Origin of the sequence: Variovorax sp. OAS795 (assembly GCF_040546685.1) — a bacterium.
In the GTDB taxonomy this organism is placed as follows: Bacteria; Pseudomonadota; Gammaproteobacteria; order Burkholderiales; family Burkholderiaceae_C; genus Variovorax.
Genome location: NZ_JBEPOH010000001.1, coordinates 3,851,658 through 3,866,617, shown reverse-complemented (window position 1 = coordinate 3,866,617; position 14,960 = coordinate 3,851,658). Strand labels below are relative to the sequence as shown.

Annotated in this window: 14 protein-coding genes and 3 pseudogenes; 5 read left to right on the top strand and 12 right to left on the bottom strand. The window is 64.4% G+C overall.

Annotated elements, in window-relative coordinates:
• Positions 1-35 precede the first annotated feature (35 nt).
• A complete protein-coding gene (locus tag ABID97_RS18770) occupies positions 36-1,271 on the top strand; it encodes an NAD(P)/FAD-dependent oxidoreductase (protein WP_354399933.1) in 1,236 nt (411 codons plus the stop codon).
• A gap of 69 nt (positions 1,272-1,340) precedes the next feature.
• Here ABID97_RS18770 and ABID97_RS18765 read toward each other — a convergent pair whose 3' ends face one another.
• The 5 genes and pseudogenes from ABID97_RS18765 to ABID97_RS18745 all read right to left on the bottom strand — a co-directional run bounded on the left by ABID97_RS18765 (position 1,341) and on the right by ABID97_RS18745 (position 4,662).
• The gene (locus ABID97_RS18765; protein WP_354399932.1) at positions 1,341-1,547 is read right to left on the bottom strand and encodes a type 2 periplasmic-binding domain-containing protein; all 207 of its coding nucleotides are present in this window, start codon (positions 1,545-1,547) and stop codon (positions 1,341-1,343) included.
• Positions 1,548-1,567: 20 nt separating this feature from the next.
• Positions 1,568-2,204 (bottom strand): annotated as a pseudogene (gene leuD / locus ABID97_RS18760) (3-isopropylmalate dehydratase small subunit).
• Positions 2,204-2,998: pseudogene (locus tag ABID97_RS18755) on the bottom strand (aconitase family protein). Before ABID97_RS18755 ends, leuD begins: the two co-directional pseudogenes overlap by 1 nt.
• A 115-nt stretch (positions 2,999-3,113) precedes the next feature.
• A pseudogene (locus ABID97_RS18750) lies at positions 3,114-3,607 on the bottom strand (aconitase family protein); the annotation flags it as partial.
• 56 nt (positions 3,608-3,663) lie between these two features.
• A complete protein-coding gene (locus ABID97_RS18745) occupies positions 3,664-4,662 on the bottom strand; it encodes a quinone oxidoreductase family protein (RefSeq protein ID WP_354399931.1) in 999 nt (332 codons plus the stop codon).
• Positions 4,663-4,963: 301 nt separating this feature from the next.
• Between ABID97_RS18745 and ABID97_RS18740 the strand changes: the two genes are divergently transcribed.
• From ABID97_RS18740 to ABID97_RS18730, 3 genes are all read left to right on the top strand, one after another.
• Positions 4,964-5,755: an IclR family transcriptional regulator gene (locus tag ABID97_RS18740; RefSeq protein ID WP_354401807.1), complete on the top strand. Its 792-nt coding sequence runs from the start codon at positions 4,964-4,966 to the stop codon at positions 5,753-5,755.
• A 299-nt stretch (positions 5,756-6,054) separates the two neighbouring features.
• Positions 6,055-7,020, top strand: a complete 966-nt coding sequence (locus ABID97_RS18735; RefSeq protein ID WP_354399929.1) for a Bug family tripartite tricarboxylate transporter substrate binding protein — start codon at positions 6,055-6,057, stop codon at positions 7,018-7,020.
• Positions 7,021-7,089: 69 nt separating this feature from the next.
• On the top strand, positions 7,090-8,361 hold the full coding sequence (locus ABID97_RS18730) for a cytochrome P450 (RefSeq protein WP_354399928.1): 1,272 nt from the start codon (positions 7,090-7,092) through the stop codon (positions 8,359-8,361).
• A gap of 185 nt (positions 8,362-8,546) precedes the next feature.
• Here the strand turns inward: ABID97_RS18730 and ABID97_RS18725 are convergent, their stop codons facing one another.
• The 5 genes from ABID97_RS18725 to ABID97_RS18705 form a co-directional block, all read right to left on the bottom strand.
• Positions 8,547-9,533, bottom strand: coding sequence for a type 1 glutamine amidotransferase family protein (locus ABID97_RS18725; protein ID WP_354399927.1), 987 nt, complete (start codon positions 9,531-9,533; stop codon positions 8,547-8,549).
• Positions 9,530-10,201 carry a TetR/AcrR family transcriptional regulator gene (locus tag ABID97_RS18720; RefSeq protein ID WP_354399926.1) on the bottom strand — a complete coding sequence of 224 codons (672 nt, stop codon included), beginning with the start codon at positions 10,199-10,201 and terminating at the stop codon, positions 9,530-9,532. The genes ABID97_RS18725 and ABID97_RS18720 overlap by 4 nt, the downstream gene beginning before the upstream one ends.
• Before the next feature lie 258 nt (positions 10,202-10,459).
• Positions 10,460-11,392 carry an electron transfer flavoprotein subunit alpha/FixB family protein gene (locus ABID97_RS18715; RefSeq protein ID WP_354399925.1) on the bottom strand — a complete coding sequence of 311 codons (933 nt, stop codon included), beginning with the start codon at positions 11,390-11,392 and terminating at the stop codon, positions 10,460-10,462.
• A gap of 13 nt (positions 11,393-11,405) precedes the next feature.
• Positions 11,406-12,155, bottom strand: coding sequence for an electron transfer flavoprotein subunit beta/FixA family protein (locus ABID97_RS18710; RefSeq protein ID WP_354399924.1), 750 nt, complete (start codon positions 12,153-12,155; stop codon positions 11,406-11,408).
• Between the two features lie 25 nt (positions 12,156-12,180).
• Positions 12,181-13,353, bottom strand: coding sequence for an acyl-CoA dehydrogenase family protein (locus ABID97_RS18705; RefSeq protein ID WP_354399922.1), 1,173 nt, complete (start codon positions 13,351-13,353; stop codon positions 12,181-12,183).
• 107 nt (positions 13,354-13,460) lie between these two features.
• Between ABID97_RS18705 and ABID97_RS18700 the strand changes: the two genes are divergently transcribed.
• The gene (locus tag ABID97_RS18700) at positions 13,461-14,393 is read left to right on the top strand and encodes a LysR family transcriptional regulator (RefSeq protein WP_354399921.1); all 933 of its coding nucleotides are present in this window, start codon (positions 13,461-13,463) and stop codon (positions 14,391-14,393) included.
• 195 nt (positions 14,394-14,588) lie between these two features.
• On the opposite strand, the gene ABID97_RS18695 is transcribed toward ABID97_RS18700, so the two are convergent.
• Together ABID97_RS18695 and ABID97_RS18690 are read right to left on the bottom strand one after the other, a co-directional pair.
• The gene (locus tag ABID97_RS18695; RefSeq protein ID WP_354399920.1) at positions 14,589-14,756 is read right to left on the bottom strand and encodes a hypothetical protein; all 168 of its coding nucleotides are present in this window, start codon (positions 14,754-14,756) and stop codon (positions 14,589-14,591) included.
• Entirely contained in the window at positions 14,753-14,929 is a 177-nt protein-coding gene (locus ABID97_RS18690) for a hypothetical protein (protein ID WP_354399919.1), read from the bottom strand. Before ABID97_RS18690 ends, ABID97_RS18695 begins: the two co-directional genes overlap by 4 nt.
• Between the last annotated feature and the right edge of the window lie 31 nt (positions 14,930-14,960).

Below are 14,960 nucleotides of genomic sequence, written 5' to 3'. Positions count from 1 at the left end.
CGGCGCACCACCATTAGTCAGCCGAGGATCAAATAATGTCTGCCGCCATCGTTATCGCCGGCACGGGCCACGCCGGCTTCCAGCTGGCCGCTTCGCTGCGCCAGGAAGGCCATCGCGGAACGATTCATCTCATCGGCGATGAGGCAGGGCTGCCCTATCAGCGGCCACCTCTCTCGAAAGCGTATCTGCTCGGCAAGACGGATGCTGACGGGCTCCGGTTCCGGCCGCAGAAGTTCTTCGACGACCATGCCATCACGCTGGTACAAGGCCGGGTGGCAGCGATCGACCGCACCAACCGAACGGTCGCGGTCGATGAGGGCAGCACCTTCGGCTACGAACATTTGGTGCTGGCGCTGGGCGCCCACAACCGCAGGCTGCCCGTGCCCGGCTCGGACCTGGACGGCGTGTTCGGGCTACGGACGCAGGCCGATGCCGATCAGTTGGCCGCCCGCCTGCAGTCCGCGCGCGACGTCATCGTGTGCGGAGCAGGTTTCATCGGCCTTGAGTTCGCGGCTGTTGCCAGCGCCAAAGGCTGCAGCGTGCACGTGCTGGAACTCGAGGGCCGTGCCATGGCGCGCGCGGTGTCGATCGAGACCTCGCTGTGCTTCCGCGAGGCACACGAGGCGCAAGGTGTGATCTTCGACTTCGGCCAGGGTCTGGCGCACATCGAGAGCGTTACGGGCCAGGGCGTGACCCACGTGGTCACGACCGGAGGCCTTCGCCTGCCCGCAGACCTCGTGATCGTGGGCATCGGCGTGCTGCCCAACACGCTGCTGGCGGCCGAGGCCGGCCTGGAGATCGACGACGGCATCAAGGTCGACAACGGGCTGCTGACCTCTGATCCCAGCATCTCGGCGATTGGCGACTGCGCATCGTTTCACAGCGTGCATGCCGGACGGCGCTTGCGCATCGAGTCGGTGCAGAACGCCAGCGACCAGGCGCGCTGCGTCGCCCAGCGCTTGAGCGGCAAGGCGCCCGGCGCCTACGGCGCGTTGCCCTGGTTCTGGTCGGACCAGGGTGCGATGCGCCTGCAGATCGCGGGGCTGGCTCAAGGCGCCGACGCCACCGTGACCGTGGGCGACCGGCAAGCCCAGCGCTTCTCGGTGCTGCGCTTCCGGCACGACCGGCTGATCGCCGTGGAATCGGTCAACATGGCCGCCGACCACATGGCCGCGCGCAAGCTGCTGATGGGCCGAACGGCGCTGACGCCGCGCGAGGCGTCGGCGGCCGGCTTCGACCTACGGGCGTTCGAAGTCGCATCGCGCGCGTGAGCGGCGAGCGCAGGCTGGGCCCGTCTGGGCCGGCCTGGCCGAACGATGTCCCTTCCTTCCCCTGCTTCTTCAAGCCGTGGCTCCGCGCCGCGGAGTCGTGTGCTCCTCGCGTCCGAAAAGCTCAAGCACCGCCTGCCTGAGCCAGCGAATCGAAGGGTCTGCGTGGTAACGTAGATGCCAGAACTGCTTGATTGCATACGGCTTGATCTTGATCGGCGGCTCGACGATTCGCAGGTCTTCCAGCTTCGCGCAGTAGTCGGCGATGGAGCGCGGCACGGTGGCCGTGGTGCTGCAGGTCAGTTGAAAAGCCAGGGCGCGGCGACCCGGCGGCGGGCCTCGAACGCACGGATGCATTCGGCGCGTTGCAGCGTCAGGGGATGTCGCCCAGCCCCAGCAGCAGGCGGTTGCGGCGTTCGGAGTCCCATGTCGAAGGGGATTGAGCAGCCGTCGCCCGAGGTGATCGATTGCTTGTACAGGTCGATGGCAAGCATGGAACCCGGGGTGGCGGCCACGGCGGCGAACAGCGCGTTCACGGTGGCGTTGGGCAGCACGATGGGCAGCAGCCCGTTCTTGAAGCAGTTGTCTAAGAAGATGTCTGCGAAGGAGGGCGCGATCAGCGCTCGGATTCCGTGATCGCGCAGCGCCCAGACGGCATGCTCGCGGCTGGACCCGCAGCCGAAATTTTCCCGGGCCAGCAGGATCCGGGGCCGGCATAGCGTGGCTGGTTGAGTGCGAAGTCCGGATTGCGCGGACGCCGCGCAGTGTTCTGTCCGGGCTGACCCAAGTCCAGGTAGCGCCATTCGTCGAACAGGTTGTCGGCGAAGCCGGTTCGCCGGATCGACTTCATGAACTGCTTGGGATCAGTGCATCGGTGTCGACGTTCGCCCGGTCGATCGGCACGACGAGTGAACGCAGCGTGGTGAATGCGTCCATCAATGCGCTCCCGACAGGTCAGCGTTGGGGGACGCAAGCGTCGCCACATCGACGAATTGGCCCGCGATGGCCGCAGCGGCCATCGCGGGGCTGAGCGGGTGGCTGCGGCCGCCACACCCCTGGCGTCCCTCGAAATTGCGGTTCGAGGTGGAGGCACAGCACTCGCTCGGTGCCAGTCGGTCGTCGTTCATGCCCAGGCACATGGAGCAGCCGGGCTGCCGCCACTCGAAGCCGGCTCAGCGAACAGGCGGTCCAGGCCCTCGGCCTCGGCCTGCGCCTGCACAAGGCCGGAACCCGGCACCACCAGCGCCTGCTGCACTGGCCGCCACGCGGCGCCCCCGCACCACGGCCCCCGCGGCGCGCAGATCTTCGATGCGTGCGTTGGTGCACGAACCGATAAACACCTTGTTGATGGCGATGTCGACCATCGGGGTCCCGGGCCGCAGGCCCATGTAGCCAAGGGCGGCCTGGATGCCGGCTCGCCTGACGGCATCGGGCTCCTGCGCAGGGCCGGGCACCTGACCATCTATGGGCACGACCATGCCCGGCGACGTGCCCCAGGTCACCATTGGCCGCAGGCAGGTGGCATCGATCGTCACAGTGGCGTCGAACACGGCCCCGGCGTCGCTGCGCAGCGTGCGCCAGTCGGCCACCGCCGCCTCCTCCCACTGCGCGACGTGTGGCGCGTACGGCCGGCCTTTCAGGTAGGCCAGCGTGGTCTCGTCCACGCCAATCAGGCCGACGCGGGCGCCGGCCTCGATTGCCATGTGGCACATCGTCATGCGGCCTTCCATCGACAGCGCATCGATCGTGTTGCCCGAGAGTTCGATGGCGTAGCCCCGTGCAGCCGCCAGTACCCAGCACTCCGATAATGTGCAGGATCAAGTCCTTTGCGCTCACCCCACCGGGCAGCGCGCCATCGACCTGCACCCGCATGCGGCGCATCGGGCGCATGAGGAGGCATTGCGTGGCCAGCGCGTGCTCCACGTCAGACGTGCCGACGCCAAAGGCCAACGCGGCGAACGCGCCATGGGTGCTGGTGTGCGAGTCGCCGGCCACCACGGTCATGCCGGGCAGCGTAGCCCCTGTTCCGGCCCGACCACGTGGATGAATGCCTTGGCGTGCATCGTTCAGTTCAAAGTAGGTGATGCCAATCTCGCGGAAGTTCTCGCCCAGCTGCTGAACCTGCTGGCGAGACAGCGGGTCGCGATGCTGTCCGCGTTGGCGCGGTGGGCCAGCGTGGTCGGCACGTTGTGATCAGTCATGGCGATCACGGTGTCGCGCCGCCACGACCTGCGGCCGCCGAGCTGAAGTCCTTCGAACGCCTGTGGGCCAGTGACTTCGTAGACGAGGTGCCGATCGACGTAGAGAAGAGCTTCGCCGTCATCGGTTTGGTCGACCAGATGGCGCTGTCAGAGCTTGTCGAAGAGGGTCAGAGGTGCGGCCATGCGAATGCCACTCACGGGATCAGCAGCACCGAGCCGATGGCCTGACCTTGTTCGATGGTCCGATGGGCTTGCGCGGCATCGTCCAGCGCAAAGCGATGACTCACGGTCGGCTGGATCGCTCCTTGGCGCAGCAGGTCGAAGAGTTCGTCACAGGCCGACTGGCGCGTGGACGGCGTTGCACCCCAGAAGCCGAATCCGGGGCGGTGCAGCGCCAGGCAACCCTTCTGCGCCAGAAGCATGATGTCCACCGGCGGCACGGGCCCCGATGCGTTGCCGTAGTTGACTGCGGCACCAAAGGGCTTCAGGCAGTCGAAGGACTTGATGAAAGTATCGCGGCCCACGCCGTCGAACACGGCGGCCACGCCGTCGGGTGCAAGTTTGAGGGTGGCCGCCACGAAGTCCTCATGGCGGTACAGGATGGCATGCGCGACGCCGTGGCGGCGGGCGAATCCGGCCTTGGCCTCGGAGCCCACGGTGCCGATCACCGTCGCGCCCAGATGGCTCGACCATTGCGCAAGCAGGCTGCCCACGCCGCTGGCGGCCGCGTGGATCAGGATCGAGTCGCCGGGTTGTGGCAGATGGCAGCGATGCACGATCACAGCCGCCGTCAGGCCCTTGAGCAGCAGCGCCGCCGCCTGCTCGTCGCTCACGTCCTCGGGAAGATGGATCAGGCAGGAAGCAGGCAGGTTCCGCTGTTCCGCGTAGGCGCCGGTGTCCTGGAAGAACAGGCCGCCCGTGCCCGCGTAGGCCACCCGCTCTCCCACGGCAAAATCCAGCACGTTCGCGCCGACCGCTTCGACCACGCCGGCGGCCTCATTGCCCAGCACCAGCGGGAAGCCCGGGCCGTGGCCCAGATAGAAGCCACCGTTGCGCACGTTGATGTCGGAGAAATTCACGCCCACGGCCGTGTGGCGAACACGGACCTGGCCGGGGCCCGGTGCCGGCAGATCGACGTGCAAGGGCTGCAGGACTTCGGGCCCGCCATTGCGCTGGATACAGATGGATTTCATGTCTGGACAGATGCGTGGAAGGTGGGGCAGGCTGCACGCCTGGGCGCGAGCAGCAGAGGCACGCCGTGCGTGCGACTGGCTTGTACGCGTGAAGCCTGCGCAAGTGTGCGGGAGGCTGGCTCCGTGCGCCGTCCCCTGCGAAGGGGACAGAGCGAACGGCGCGAGGATAATCAGCGTGTGCCGCGTCGCCCCAGCTTGCGGCGACGCGTTTGTCACCGGCCGCAAGACACGGCCTGTGCTTCGGGCGGCCGGGCCTGCCAAGCCGCCCTGGCTCCTACAGATCAGATCGCAGACCTTGAAAATGCTTCGCTCAGAAGAGACTCCGCGCCGCAAGGTTCAGTCCGCCGAAATCGGGCTTGCCGTGCTTCACAAGCTGGCCGTGATGGGCGGAGCCGCCTCCATCACGGCGCTGTCGGCCGAGCTGGAGGAGAACCCGGCCAAGGTGCACCGCTATCTGGTCAGTCTCGTTCAATCGGGATTCGTCTATCAGGACCCGGATTCCTCGAGGTACGTGTTGGGTCCTGAGAGCATCTTTGTCGGTCTGATCGCGCAGCGCCAGGCGCAGCCGCTGCGGGCGGCCACTTCCGAGCTTGCCGCCTTGCTCGATTCATTGAACGTGACCTGCTTCGTCGCGCTGATGGGCGAGAACGGTCCGATGATCATGCGCTGGGATGATCCCCGCGAGCTCGTCACCGTCAACGTGCGCGTGGGGTCGGTGCTTCCTTTGCTCTGGTCTGCGACGGGCCGCGTGTTTGCAGCGTTTGCACCTTCCGCTCAGGTAGACCACCTCATGCGCGAGGAACTGCGGGTGGCTTCGGCTGCGCATCGCCGGGAGATCGGCACGCTCAAGGACGCCCGACGTGTCATCGACACGGTTCGCGAGCAAGGCGCGGCATCCGTCGACGGAACGCTGCTGGCCGGAATCAGCGGGCTGGCGGTTCCTGTGCTTTCAGTGGACGGACGCGCGGTAGCCGCCTTCGGAGCGCTGGGCGTGTCGGGCAATTTCGATGTGTCGCTCGACGGGCCCAACGCCCAGGCACTGAAAGCGGCGGGCTCGCGCGCAAGTCACAAGCTGGGCTTCCAGGCCGGCTGACCCTTCGGTCGAGGAGTGTCCGCCCGCTGCCCGTGTAAGGGCGGCTGCGGCAGGGTTGCCGCTTTCGAGCCAATGCGCCAGCGCATCCGGCGTCGGCCTCTGCCCAGAAGACCTGGGAGCCTGCTGCCCAGACGGCCGCCTGAACTTTCCCTCATCTGCGTTGCTGGCCGTGCCTGCCTGCCTTGTGTTCGAACGGGACAGCTACGGGTTAGTGCCTGTTTTACCTTTAGCGTAATCGATTTATCATTAATCGAGCCCAAGCCGCGTCGGCATGGGCGCCATTACATGGAAACACGAAGATGATTCGCCGTTCCTTCTGCTTTGCGCTCTCGAGCTATGCGGCCTGTGCAGTGAGTCCTGCGTTGGCGCAGGCCTGGCCCTCCAAACCCTTGTCAGTCGTGGTTGGGTATGCCCCCGGGGGCGGCGTGGACTTCGTCATGCGGGCCATCTCGCAAGGGCTCGGCGCGCAGCTCGGGCAGCCGGTGATCGTCGACAACAAGGCGGGCGCCAGCGGCGTCATTGCAGCCACGGCCGTCGCGAAGTCGGCAGGCGATGGCTACACGCTCTTCGGCACCGATGGCGGTGCGGTGGTGTTGAACAAGGTGCTGTTCGACAAGCTGCCGTATGACCCGGACAAGGATCTGGTGCCGGTGTCGCTGGTGATCCGTGCGCCCCTGATCCTGGTTGCGCATCCCTCATTCCCTGCGTCCGATCTCAAGTCGCTGATAGCACTCGCGAGGAGCCAGCGGCTGTCCTACGCCTCTGCCGGCAAAGGCACCTTCCACCACCTCGGCATGGAACTGCTGAAGCGGCGCGCAGGCTTCGAAGCGATCGACATTCCCTACAAAGGCGCTGGGCCGGCCGCCCAGGACGTAATCGCGGGCCAGGTGCCGCTCATGACGGTCGACTCGATCGTCGGATTGCCGCACCTGCGCGCCGGCAAGCTGAAGGCGCTTGCCGTGCTGACGTCATCGCGCGTCCCGGCGCTGCCGGACGTCCCCACGGCTGCTGAGCAGGGTGTGCAAGGCGCAGAAGTCTACGCATGGGTAGGCATTGTGGCGCCCAAGGGCACGTCCGAAGCCGTGGTGACCCGGCTGTCTGCTGCGATACAGGCTGTCGTCCAGAGCCCCGAGGTGAGCCGACGCTTCACCGAACTCGGTATGGAACCCTATGCGAACGCGCCCTCGGAGTTTGCGCAGTTCATCGACGCCGAGAGCAAGCGTTGGCGTCCCCTGGTTCAGCAGCTCGGACTCAAGCTGGACTGACCTTCTGCCGGCGCCACAGCGTGCCGGCCCTGAATCCTCAAGCCTTCATCTCAATAAGGAGCTGTGCTCATGCGCCCGCTGTCCCAAGATGCCTCCGCGCCCAGAACGGGCCCCACCACTCGCGCGAGTGCATTGTTCGACCCATTCTCCACCGCATATCAGAACGATCCGCATCAAGTGCTGGGTGAGATTCGCGAAACCGAACCCATTTTCTTCTCGCCCGCACTCGGCAGTTGGGTGGTCACGCGGCATGAAACGGTCAAGTCGATCCTGAGGGACACGGTGCACTTTTCCTCGAAGATCGTCTCCGACCCGCTCGTTCCGTTGTGCCCACATGCCCGCTCGATCATCAGCGAATCGAGCTACGACGTGCCGCCAATGCTGGTCAACAACGACCCGCCGACACACGCCCGATACCGCAGATTTTTCACGGAGCCGCTCAAGCGGCCGCGGATGCTCGCGCTCGAGCCCTTCGTGCGCAAGACGGTGAACGAAAAGCTCGATGCCCTGCTGGCCGCACCGGGCCCGGCGGATCTGGTGTCTGGCCTGACTTTCGAGACCCCCGCCCTGGTACTCTTTCGTGCCTTGGGCATCCCAGAGGAAGACGTGCCGTCTGTCAAGCGCTGGGCCGACAGCCGCATGGTCCTGCAGTGGGGCAAGCCGACCGAGGACGAACAGGTCCGAATCGCGAAGGGCACGGTCGACTTCTATAGCTACACCGAAGCACTGGTGCGGCGCAAGCTCGATGCGCCAGGCGACGATGTCGTGAGCGACCTCCTGGCCCAGCGCGCCGGCTCGGACGAAAACATGACCTTGCGCGAGATCACGGGCACGGTGTTCAACCTGCTGTTCGCCGGGCACGAGACCACCACCACGGCAGCCACTGGCATGTTCAACAACCTGCTGCGCAACCGGCCAATGTGGGAATCGATCGTCGCGGGCCAGCAGGACTTGGACGCGGTGGTGGAAGAGTCGCTGCGCTATTCACCGCCGATCATCGGCTGGCGGCGGCTGGTGAAAGCGAATGTGGAGGTGCTGGGCCAGCCGCTGGTGGTGGGGGATCGGGTGCTCATGATGTTCGGTTCCGCCAATCGGGATCCCGAAGTCTTCGAAGAGCCGGAGTCGTTCAGTCCGGGCCGCTCCAACATTGCGCAGCATGTGAGCTTTGGCATGGGTATCCACTACTGCGCGGGCGCGCCGCTTGCACGGTTGGAGCTGAGCGTGATGCTCGACATCGTATCCAAACGCCTGCCCGGGCTGCGGATCGTCGATGCACATGCGCTTGAGTACGTTCCCAACACGGTTGCGCATGCGCTGAAGAAGTTGTTGGTCACTTGGTGACCCTGAAGCGTGCAGCCCGTCCGGTTTCGGCAAGCCCACCACAAAGATGCGTCTGATTCAACCCGACACTGTTGGTCACCTGCAGACCTTCGTGTTCCGCGCGCCTCGCTCGCTTCGAGTTGAGTTGCGTAGGGCTGTACTGAGGGAAGGATCGGCGTTGCAGCCTGAGCCGAGATTCGGAAAAGTCATCGGACGGCCTCGCGCAAACGGGCCGCATGAAGATCCATCGAATAGGGACCATTGGAGCTGAGCAGACGTAGATGAGGTTCCCAAACCACCTTCGCGGCAGCCGGATTGATCGAGAGCAAAACGTCGTAGCCCGAGGCCCTCAGCACTTTGTCGAGATAGTAGGGCAGCCGGGTTTTCTTGCCCGGGATTTTGGGATAGTTGGTGGTAAGTGCTATCAGCTCCCCGAACTTCGATACCGTGGTCAGCTTTGCGCCACGGAACGGATGATTCGGAACTGCGCGGGGACTGCCGCTCTCGTCAATGCGGAACGCCGCAGACGTCATCGCGATCGGCGCGTGGCAGATCAGCGAAAGCACGACCTTGTGCTCGTAGGCCAGATTGATAATCTCGCCCAGCCATGGCGAATCCCGAAAGTCGACCATCGGCGCGTGACCGCCAGGAAAATGGATGAAATCGAAATCCGAGAGTGAAAAGGCGTCGTCGGGATTCCGGTGACGTTCGACCACGGTCTGCACCGAAAGATAGTTCGCCTTCGCCGAGCCGGCTAGCACCCTCTCGACCTCGCCTCGAAATTCGGCGACCTCGGGATCGGTGTTTGGCAGAACCCGAGATACCGGAAGGTCGCCGAGATAGCGAGCGGCGAGGCGGAGTTCGGCATCCCTGCGAGCCACGAGATCGGGACGGCGGCGCGCGAAGGATTTGGGCGCGAGCATCTGGGACACCATCGCTCCGGTGAAGCGGTCGGTCGCCATGAAGGGCAACGACAGGCCATTGATGTCGAGCTGGGGCTCGGCGCCATCCGGTGTGCAGAATGTGAACTCGTGGCTGTTACCGAATTCCTTCAGCACCTGCGCCAGTTCAATCAAGAAGAAGCCGGTTGAAATTGGGGCATGACCGGCGGGTTCGCTCAGCGGAAGTTGGTGCGCCGACGAAAGTATGACAAGCGCCTTGCGGGACGTAGAAGGCTGCGGGGAAATGATCATGAGCCGTTGCTGTTCTGTGTTGGGTGATGCGGGTCCGTTCCGCCGGACTGCGCGCCGGCGTCGAACGTGTTTTGGAAGACAGTGCGGAAAAAGGCCGGAAGCACGCTGGCCCCTGTCGTGAGGCCAACCGCTCTATCAAGTGCGAGGCCGCGCTCCATCGCCGTCAATCCTGCGGCGATGTCTTCCAACGGCGCGGGCGGTATCGCTCCGCTGAGCGCAAACATGCGGCGGGCCAGAGCGGCATAGAGCCTGCGTTGCTCAGACATGAGCGATGAATAGGCGACGCCGAAATCGGCATTGCGGACAGCGTGCATGAGAAGCTCGGATGACAGCAGTGCGTGCTCGGGGCTCGCGGACAGCCGCTCGGCCCATGTTTCGAGACTCGATAGCGCCTCCTCCACGTCACCAGCACTGTCAATAATCGCCGCCACGCGGCGCGCTTCGTCGTCCTTGTGGAGCTTGAGGACCTCAAGCAGCAGCGCTTCCTTGCTGGCAAAGTTCGAGTAGAAGGCACCTTGCGAATAGCCAGCGTCCGCCGCAATATCGCGCACCGAGGCGGCGTAGAGACCGCGCAGGGCCACCAGACGGCGCGCAGACTCGACGAGCCGCTGGCGGGTTTGTTCTTGGCTCTGCTCGCGGGTCAGGAAACGCGGTTGAAGATCTCTCATCCCGTTCAGATAGCGATCGACATTTGGTTTGCAAGACCCTGGATAGGTTTTTTGACCACCTGAGCGGGCACCCTGCCGAACCAGCCGAAGTCCCCCTTCACTGCATCGCCCCGCACCACTTATTGGCCGCACGCAGCGGCCGATGGGCAGGGTTGCATGCGCAAGCCGGACCGGCCCATGGGTGGTATGGGCGGAACCTTCGTAAGTGCCCTGACCCCGCGCATCGACGGATTGGGAACCGTCAGTATTCATGGTGTGTCAGAGCGCCTTCACCAGTTCCGGCACGGCCGTGAACAGGTCGGCCACCAGGCCGTAGTCGGCCACCGAGAAGATCGGCGCCTCTTCGTCCTTGTTGATCGCCACGATCACCTTGGAGTCCTTCATGCCGGCCAGATGCTGGATCGCGCCCGAGATGCCCGCGGCGATGTACAGCTGCGGCGCGACGATCTTGCCGGTCTGGCCCACTTGCCAGTCGTTGGGCGCGTAGCCCGCATCGACGGCCGCGCGGCTGGCACCCAGGCCTGCGTTGAGCTTGTCGGCCAGGGGCGCCATCACTTCGGTGAACTTCTCGGCGCTGCCCAGGGCCCGGCCGCCCGAGACGATGATCTTGGCTGCGGTCAGTTCGGGGCGTTCGCTCTTGGTGACCTCGCGGCCCACGAAGCTGGACTTGCCGCTGTCGGCCACGCCTTCGGCGGTTTCAACGGCTGCGCTGCCGCCGGTGGCAGCGGCGGCGTCGAAGCCGGTGGTGCGCACGGTGATCACCTTGGTGGCATCGCTGCTCTGCACGGTGGCAATGGCGTTGCCGGCGTAGATCGGGCGCTCGAAGGTGTCGGGGCTCACGACCAACGTGATGTCGGAGATCTGCGCCACGTCCAGCTTGGCGGCCACGCGCGGGGCGACGTTCTTGCCGTTGGCGGTCGAGGGGAACAGGATGTGGCTGTAGTTGGCCGCGATGGCCAGCACCTGGGCAGCAACGTTCTCGGCCAGGTTCTCGGCCAGGCTCGGGCTGTCGGCCACGATGACCTTGGCCACGCCCGCGATCTGCGCGGCAGCCTTGCCGGCTTCGGCGGCATTGGCACCCGCGACGAGCACATGCACGTCGCCGCCGCAGGCAAGCGCTGCGGTCACGGTGTTGAGGGTCGCGGGCTTGACGGTCGCGTGGTCGTGTTCGGCAATAACTAGTGCGGTCATGTCGTTATGTTCCTCAGATCACTTTGGCTTCGTTCTTGAGCTTGTCCACCAGGGTGGCGACGTCGGGCACCTTGATGCCGGCGCCGCGCTTGGGCGGCTCGCTGACCTTGAGGGTCTTCAGGCGGGGCTTGACGTCCACGCCCAGGTCTTCGGGCTTGAAGATGTCGAGCTGCTTCTTCTTGGCCTTCATGATGTTGGGCAAGGTGACGTAGCGCGGCTCGTTCAGTCGCAGGTCGGTGGTGATGACGGCCGGCAGCGTGAGGGAGATGGTTTCCAGGCCGCCGTCGACTTCGCGCGTGACGGTGGCCTTGCCGTCTGTCACTTCGACCTTGGAGGCGAAGGTGGCTTGCGGCAGGTCGGTCAGGGCGGCGAGCATCTGGCCGGTCTGGTTGGCGTCGTCGTCGATGGCCTGCTTGCCCAGGATGACGAGCTGGGGCTGTTCCTTCTCGACCAGCGCCTTGAGCAGCTTGGCGACGGCCAGGGGTTGCAGCTCTTCGGTGGTCTCGACCAGGATGCCGCGGTCGGCGCCGATGGCCATGGCGGTGCGCAGGGTTTCCTGGCACTTGGCATCGCCGCACGACACGGCGATGACCTCGGTGACCACGCCCTTCTCTTTGAGGCGCACCGCTTCTTCCACGGCGATCTCGTCGAAGGGGTTCATGCTCATCTTGACGTTGGCAATGTCCACCCCGGTGCCGTCGCTCTTCACGCGCACCTTCACGTTGTAATCGACGACCCGTTTGACAGGCACTAGAACCTTCATGTATGAAAGACTTCCGAGAAATGGATCAGTAGGAACGGGGCAGCTTCAGCACATGCTCGGCCACGTGCCCCAGGATCATGTTTGTGGAGATCGGCGCGACCTGGTACAGGCGCGTCTCGCGAAACTTGCGCTCCACGTCGTATTCGCAGGCGAAGCCGAAGCCACCGTGCGTCTGCAGGCAGGCGTTCGCGGCCTCCCAACTCGCCTTGGCGGCGAGGTACTTAGCCATGTTGGCCTCCACGCCGGCGTTCTGGCGCGCGTTGATCTTTTCACAGGCGCGCCAGCGCATCAGGTTGGCCGCCTCCAGCTCGATGAAGCACTCGGCCAACGGAAACTGAATCCCCTGGTTCTGCCCGATGGGGCGCCCGAAGACCTTGCGCTCGCTCGCGTAGTCGCGCGCCTTTTCCAGAAACCAGTAGCCGTCGCCGATGCACTCTGCGGCGATCAGCGTGCGCTCGGCATTTAGTCCGTCGAAGATGACCTTCAGGCCCTTGCCCTCCTGGCCCAGCAGCGCGTCTTCTGGCAGCTCCAGGTTGTCAAAGAATAGCTCATTGGTCTCGTGGTTGACCATGTTCAGGATGGGGCGCACCGTCAAGCCGTTGCCGATCGCCTTCTCGAGCTCTACGATGAAGCAAGAAAGGCCGTCGCTCTTTTTCTGCACCTGGTCCAGCGGCGTGGTGCGCGCCAGCAGGATGAGCAAATCACTGTGCTGCACGCGGGAGATCCAGACCTTCTGCCCATTGATGACCCAGCGTCCATCCTTCTTGACCGCCGTCGTCTTGAGCTTGGTGGTGTCGCTGCCGGTGGTCGGCTCGGTCACGCCCATGGACTGCACGCGCAATTCGCCCGAGGCGATTCGCGGCAGATAGCGGTCCTTTTGCGCTGGCGAGCCGCTGAAGACGATTGTGTTCATCACGTACATCTGTCCGTGACAGGCGCCCGAATTGCCGCCTGAGCGATTGATCTCTTCCATGATCACGGACGCCTCGGCCATCGACAGGCCCGGGCCTCCGAACTCCTGAGGGATCAGCGCTGCCAACCAGCCAGCCTTGGTCAATGCCGTGACGAAGGCTTCGGGGTAGCCGCGCTTTTCGTCAACCTCGCGGTGGTAGGACGCGGGGAACTGCTTGCACAGGTCACCAACCGCATCGCGGATTTCCTGGTACTGATCAGGAGTGGAGAGGGCGAAGTCGGTCATATCGGCACGAAATATTAAGAAAGTGCGCGATACTAATATTTGATCGAACCGTTGAAAAATAGAATTACTTGATGACTCGATCAGCTTTCGAGATAGAGGAGAAAGATGTGGACCTCAAGCAACTGCGCGCCTTCGTCACCGTCGCCGAGACAGGCAATGTCACTCGAGCGTCTGGCCTCCTGAACTTGGTGCAGCCTGCGGTGTCACGCCAGCTGCGCATGCTGGAAGAAGACATGGGGACCGAACTGTTCGATCGCACCCGCCGCGGGATGCAGCTCACCGTCTCGGGGAAAACCATGCTGGAGTACGCCCGGCGCATCCTCAACGAGGTGGCGCGTGCTAAGGCCGAAATCCAGCCCACCGAAGGCCCCGTCTCGGGCATCGTGACCATCGGTCTGCTGGCCAGCACCTCGGACCTTTTGGCGACGAGGCTGGCTGCCGAGGTCGCCCAGCGCTACCCGCACATACGCCTTCGGTTGACGATCGGTTACGCCGGACATCTGCAGGACTGGCTCGAGGCCGGAGACGTGGATGCAGCCCTGCTCTATGGCCAGAAGGAAACCTCCGCGCTGCACGTGAAGGCGCTGCTGGAAGAAAGCCTGTGGGTGGTAGCGCCAGCCTCTGCACAGTTGTCACGGAAGCGGCCGCTGCGGTTAACGCGCGTGGCGCGCGAGCCGTTCATCTTGCCCGCAGCACCACAAGGCTTGCGTGCGGCCATTGAGCACGTTGCGACAGAGGCTGGCGTGATGCTGCAGGTCTTTGCCGAGACCAACTCGCTGAGCGTTCAGAAAGAACTGGTCGCACATGGCCACGGCTGGACGATTCTTCCAGCAGTGGGGGTCACCCAGGAGGTCGAGCAGGGCCTGCTGAGCGCAGCCCCGCTTGCCCCCCCTGGCCTAAAGCGCACAATCGTGCTGGCGGCGCCGAGTAGTCGGCAGGCCACAGCGCCGGTGCGCTGCGTGGTTGCAACGTTGATGGATTGCGTCAAAACCACCTTCGAGGAGGGCAAATGGCTGGACTCGCGCTGGCTGGCCCATTGAGTTCGGAACGGGACATAGTTCATTTTCATCGGCCTTGATGATCTGCACGCTGTCCATCGAACGCACTCGCCCTGATTTGCTGCGCGTAGTGCGCCACCTTGCGCGCAGTGCAAGGCTGCTATCCCACGAAGGCCAGCGGCAAGGGCCGCGTCGTCAACTTCGCATCGCTGGCGGGAGTCCTTAGGCATCGCGCGCTCAGTGTCCGCCAAAAACGGGCGAACGCCGCTCGGCAAATGCGGCCACGCCTTGCGCAAAAGAGCTGTCATCGATCAGCGCCTGCTGGCGCTCGCATTCGAGGGTCAACTGCTGCTCCAGGCTGTTGCGACAGGCGGTCACCGCGAGTGCACGCGACTCCAGGATCACACGCGACGCGGAAGCAGGAAATGCGTGGAATCCAGTGGTCTTGTCGGACTTCTAATCGCGCCACATTCCTTGCTTATTGACATCCAGCGCAGAGTTTCTGGCTGCGAGTAGTGGCCGGCGGTGTCGAGCCAGCCGTCAACGAAGTTCAACTGATCAAGATCGATTTCGCCCATCACTAGCTTTTCGGTGGGCGAGCGCCTGCAC

What these genes read in the sequence shown, in the direction of transcription:
- ABID97_RS18770 (WP_354399933.1), top strand. Translation starts at nt 36, where the DNA reads ATGTCTGCCGCCATCGTTATCGCCGGCACGGGCCACGCCGGCTTCCAG.
- ABID97_RS18745 (WP_354399931.1), bottom strand. Translation starts at nt 4,662, where the DNA reads ATGAAATCCATCTGTATCCAGCGCAATGGCGGGCCCGAAGTCCTGCAG.
- ABID97_RS18740 (WP_354401807.1), top strand. Translation starts at nt 4,964, where the DNA reads ATGCTTCGCTCAGAAGAGACTCCGCGCCGCAAGGTTCAGTCCGCCGAA.
- ABID97_RS18735 (WP_354399929.1), top strand. Translation starts at nt 6,055, where the DNA reads ATGATTCGCCGTTCCTTCTGCTTTGCGCTCTCGAGCTATGCGGCCTGT.
- ABID97_RS18730 (WP_354399928.1), top strand. Translation starts at nt 7,090, where the DNA reads ATGCGCCCGCTGTCCCAAGATGCCTCCGCGCCCAGAACGGGCCCCACC.
- ABID97_RS18725 (WP_354399927.1), bottom strand. Translation starts at nt 9,533, where the DNA reads ATGATCATTTCCCCGCAGCCTTCTACGTCCCGCAAGGCGCTTGTCATA.
- ABID97_RS18720 (WP_354399926.1), bottom strand. Translation starts at nt 10,201, where the DNA reads ATGAGAGATCTTCAACCGCGTTTCCTGACCCGCGAGCAGAGCCAAGAA.
- ABID97_RS18715 (WP_354399925.1), bottom strand. Translation starts at nt 11,392, where the DNA reads ATGACCGCACTAGTTATTGCCGAACACGACCACGCGACCGTCAAGCCC.
- ABID97_RS18710 (WP_354399924.1), bottom strand. Translation starts at nt 12,155, where the DNA reads ATGAAGGTTCTAGTGCCTGTCAAACGGGTCGTCGATTACAACGTGAAG.
- ABID97_RS18705 (WP_354399922.1), bottom strand. Translation starts at nt 13,353, where the DNA reads ATGACCGACTTCGCCCTCTCCACTCCTGATCAGTACCAGGAAATCCGC.
- ABID97_RS18690 (WP_354399919.1), bottom strand. Translation starts at nt 14,929, where the DNA reads ATGGGCGAAATCGATCTTGATCAGTTGAACTTCGTTGACGGCTGGCTC.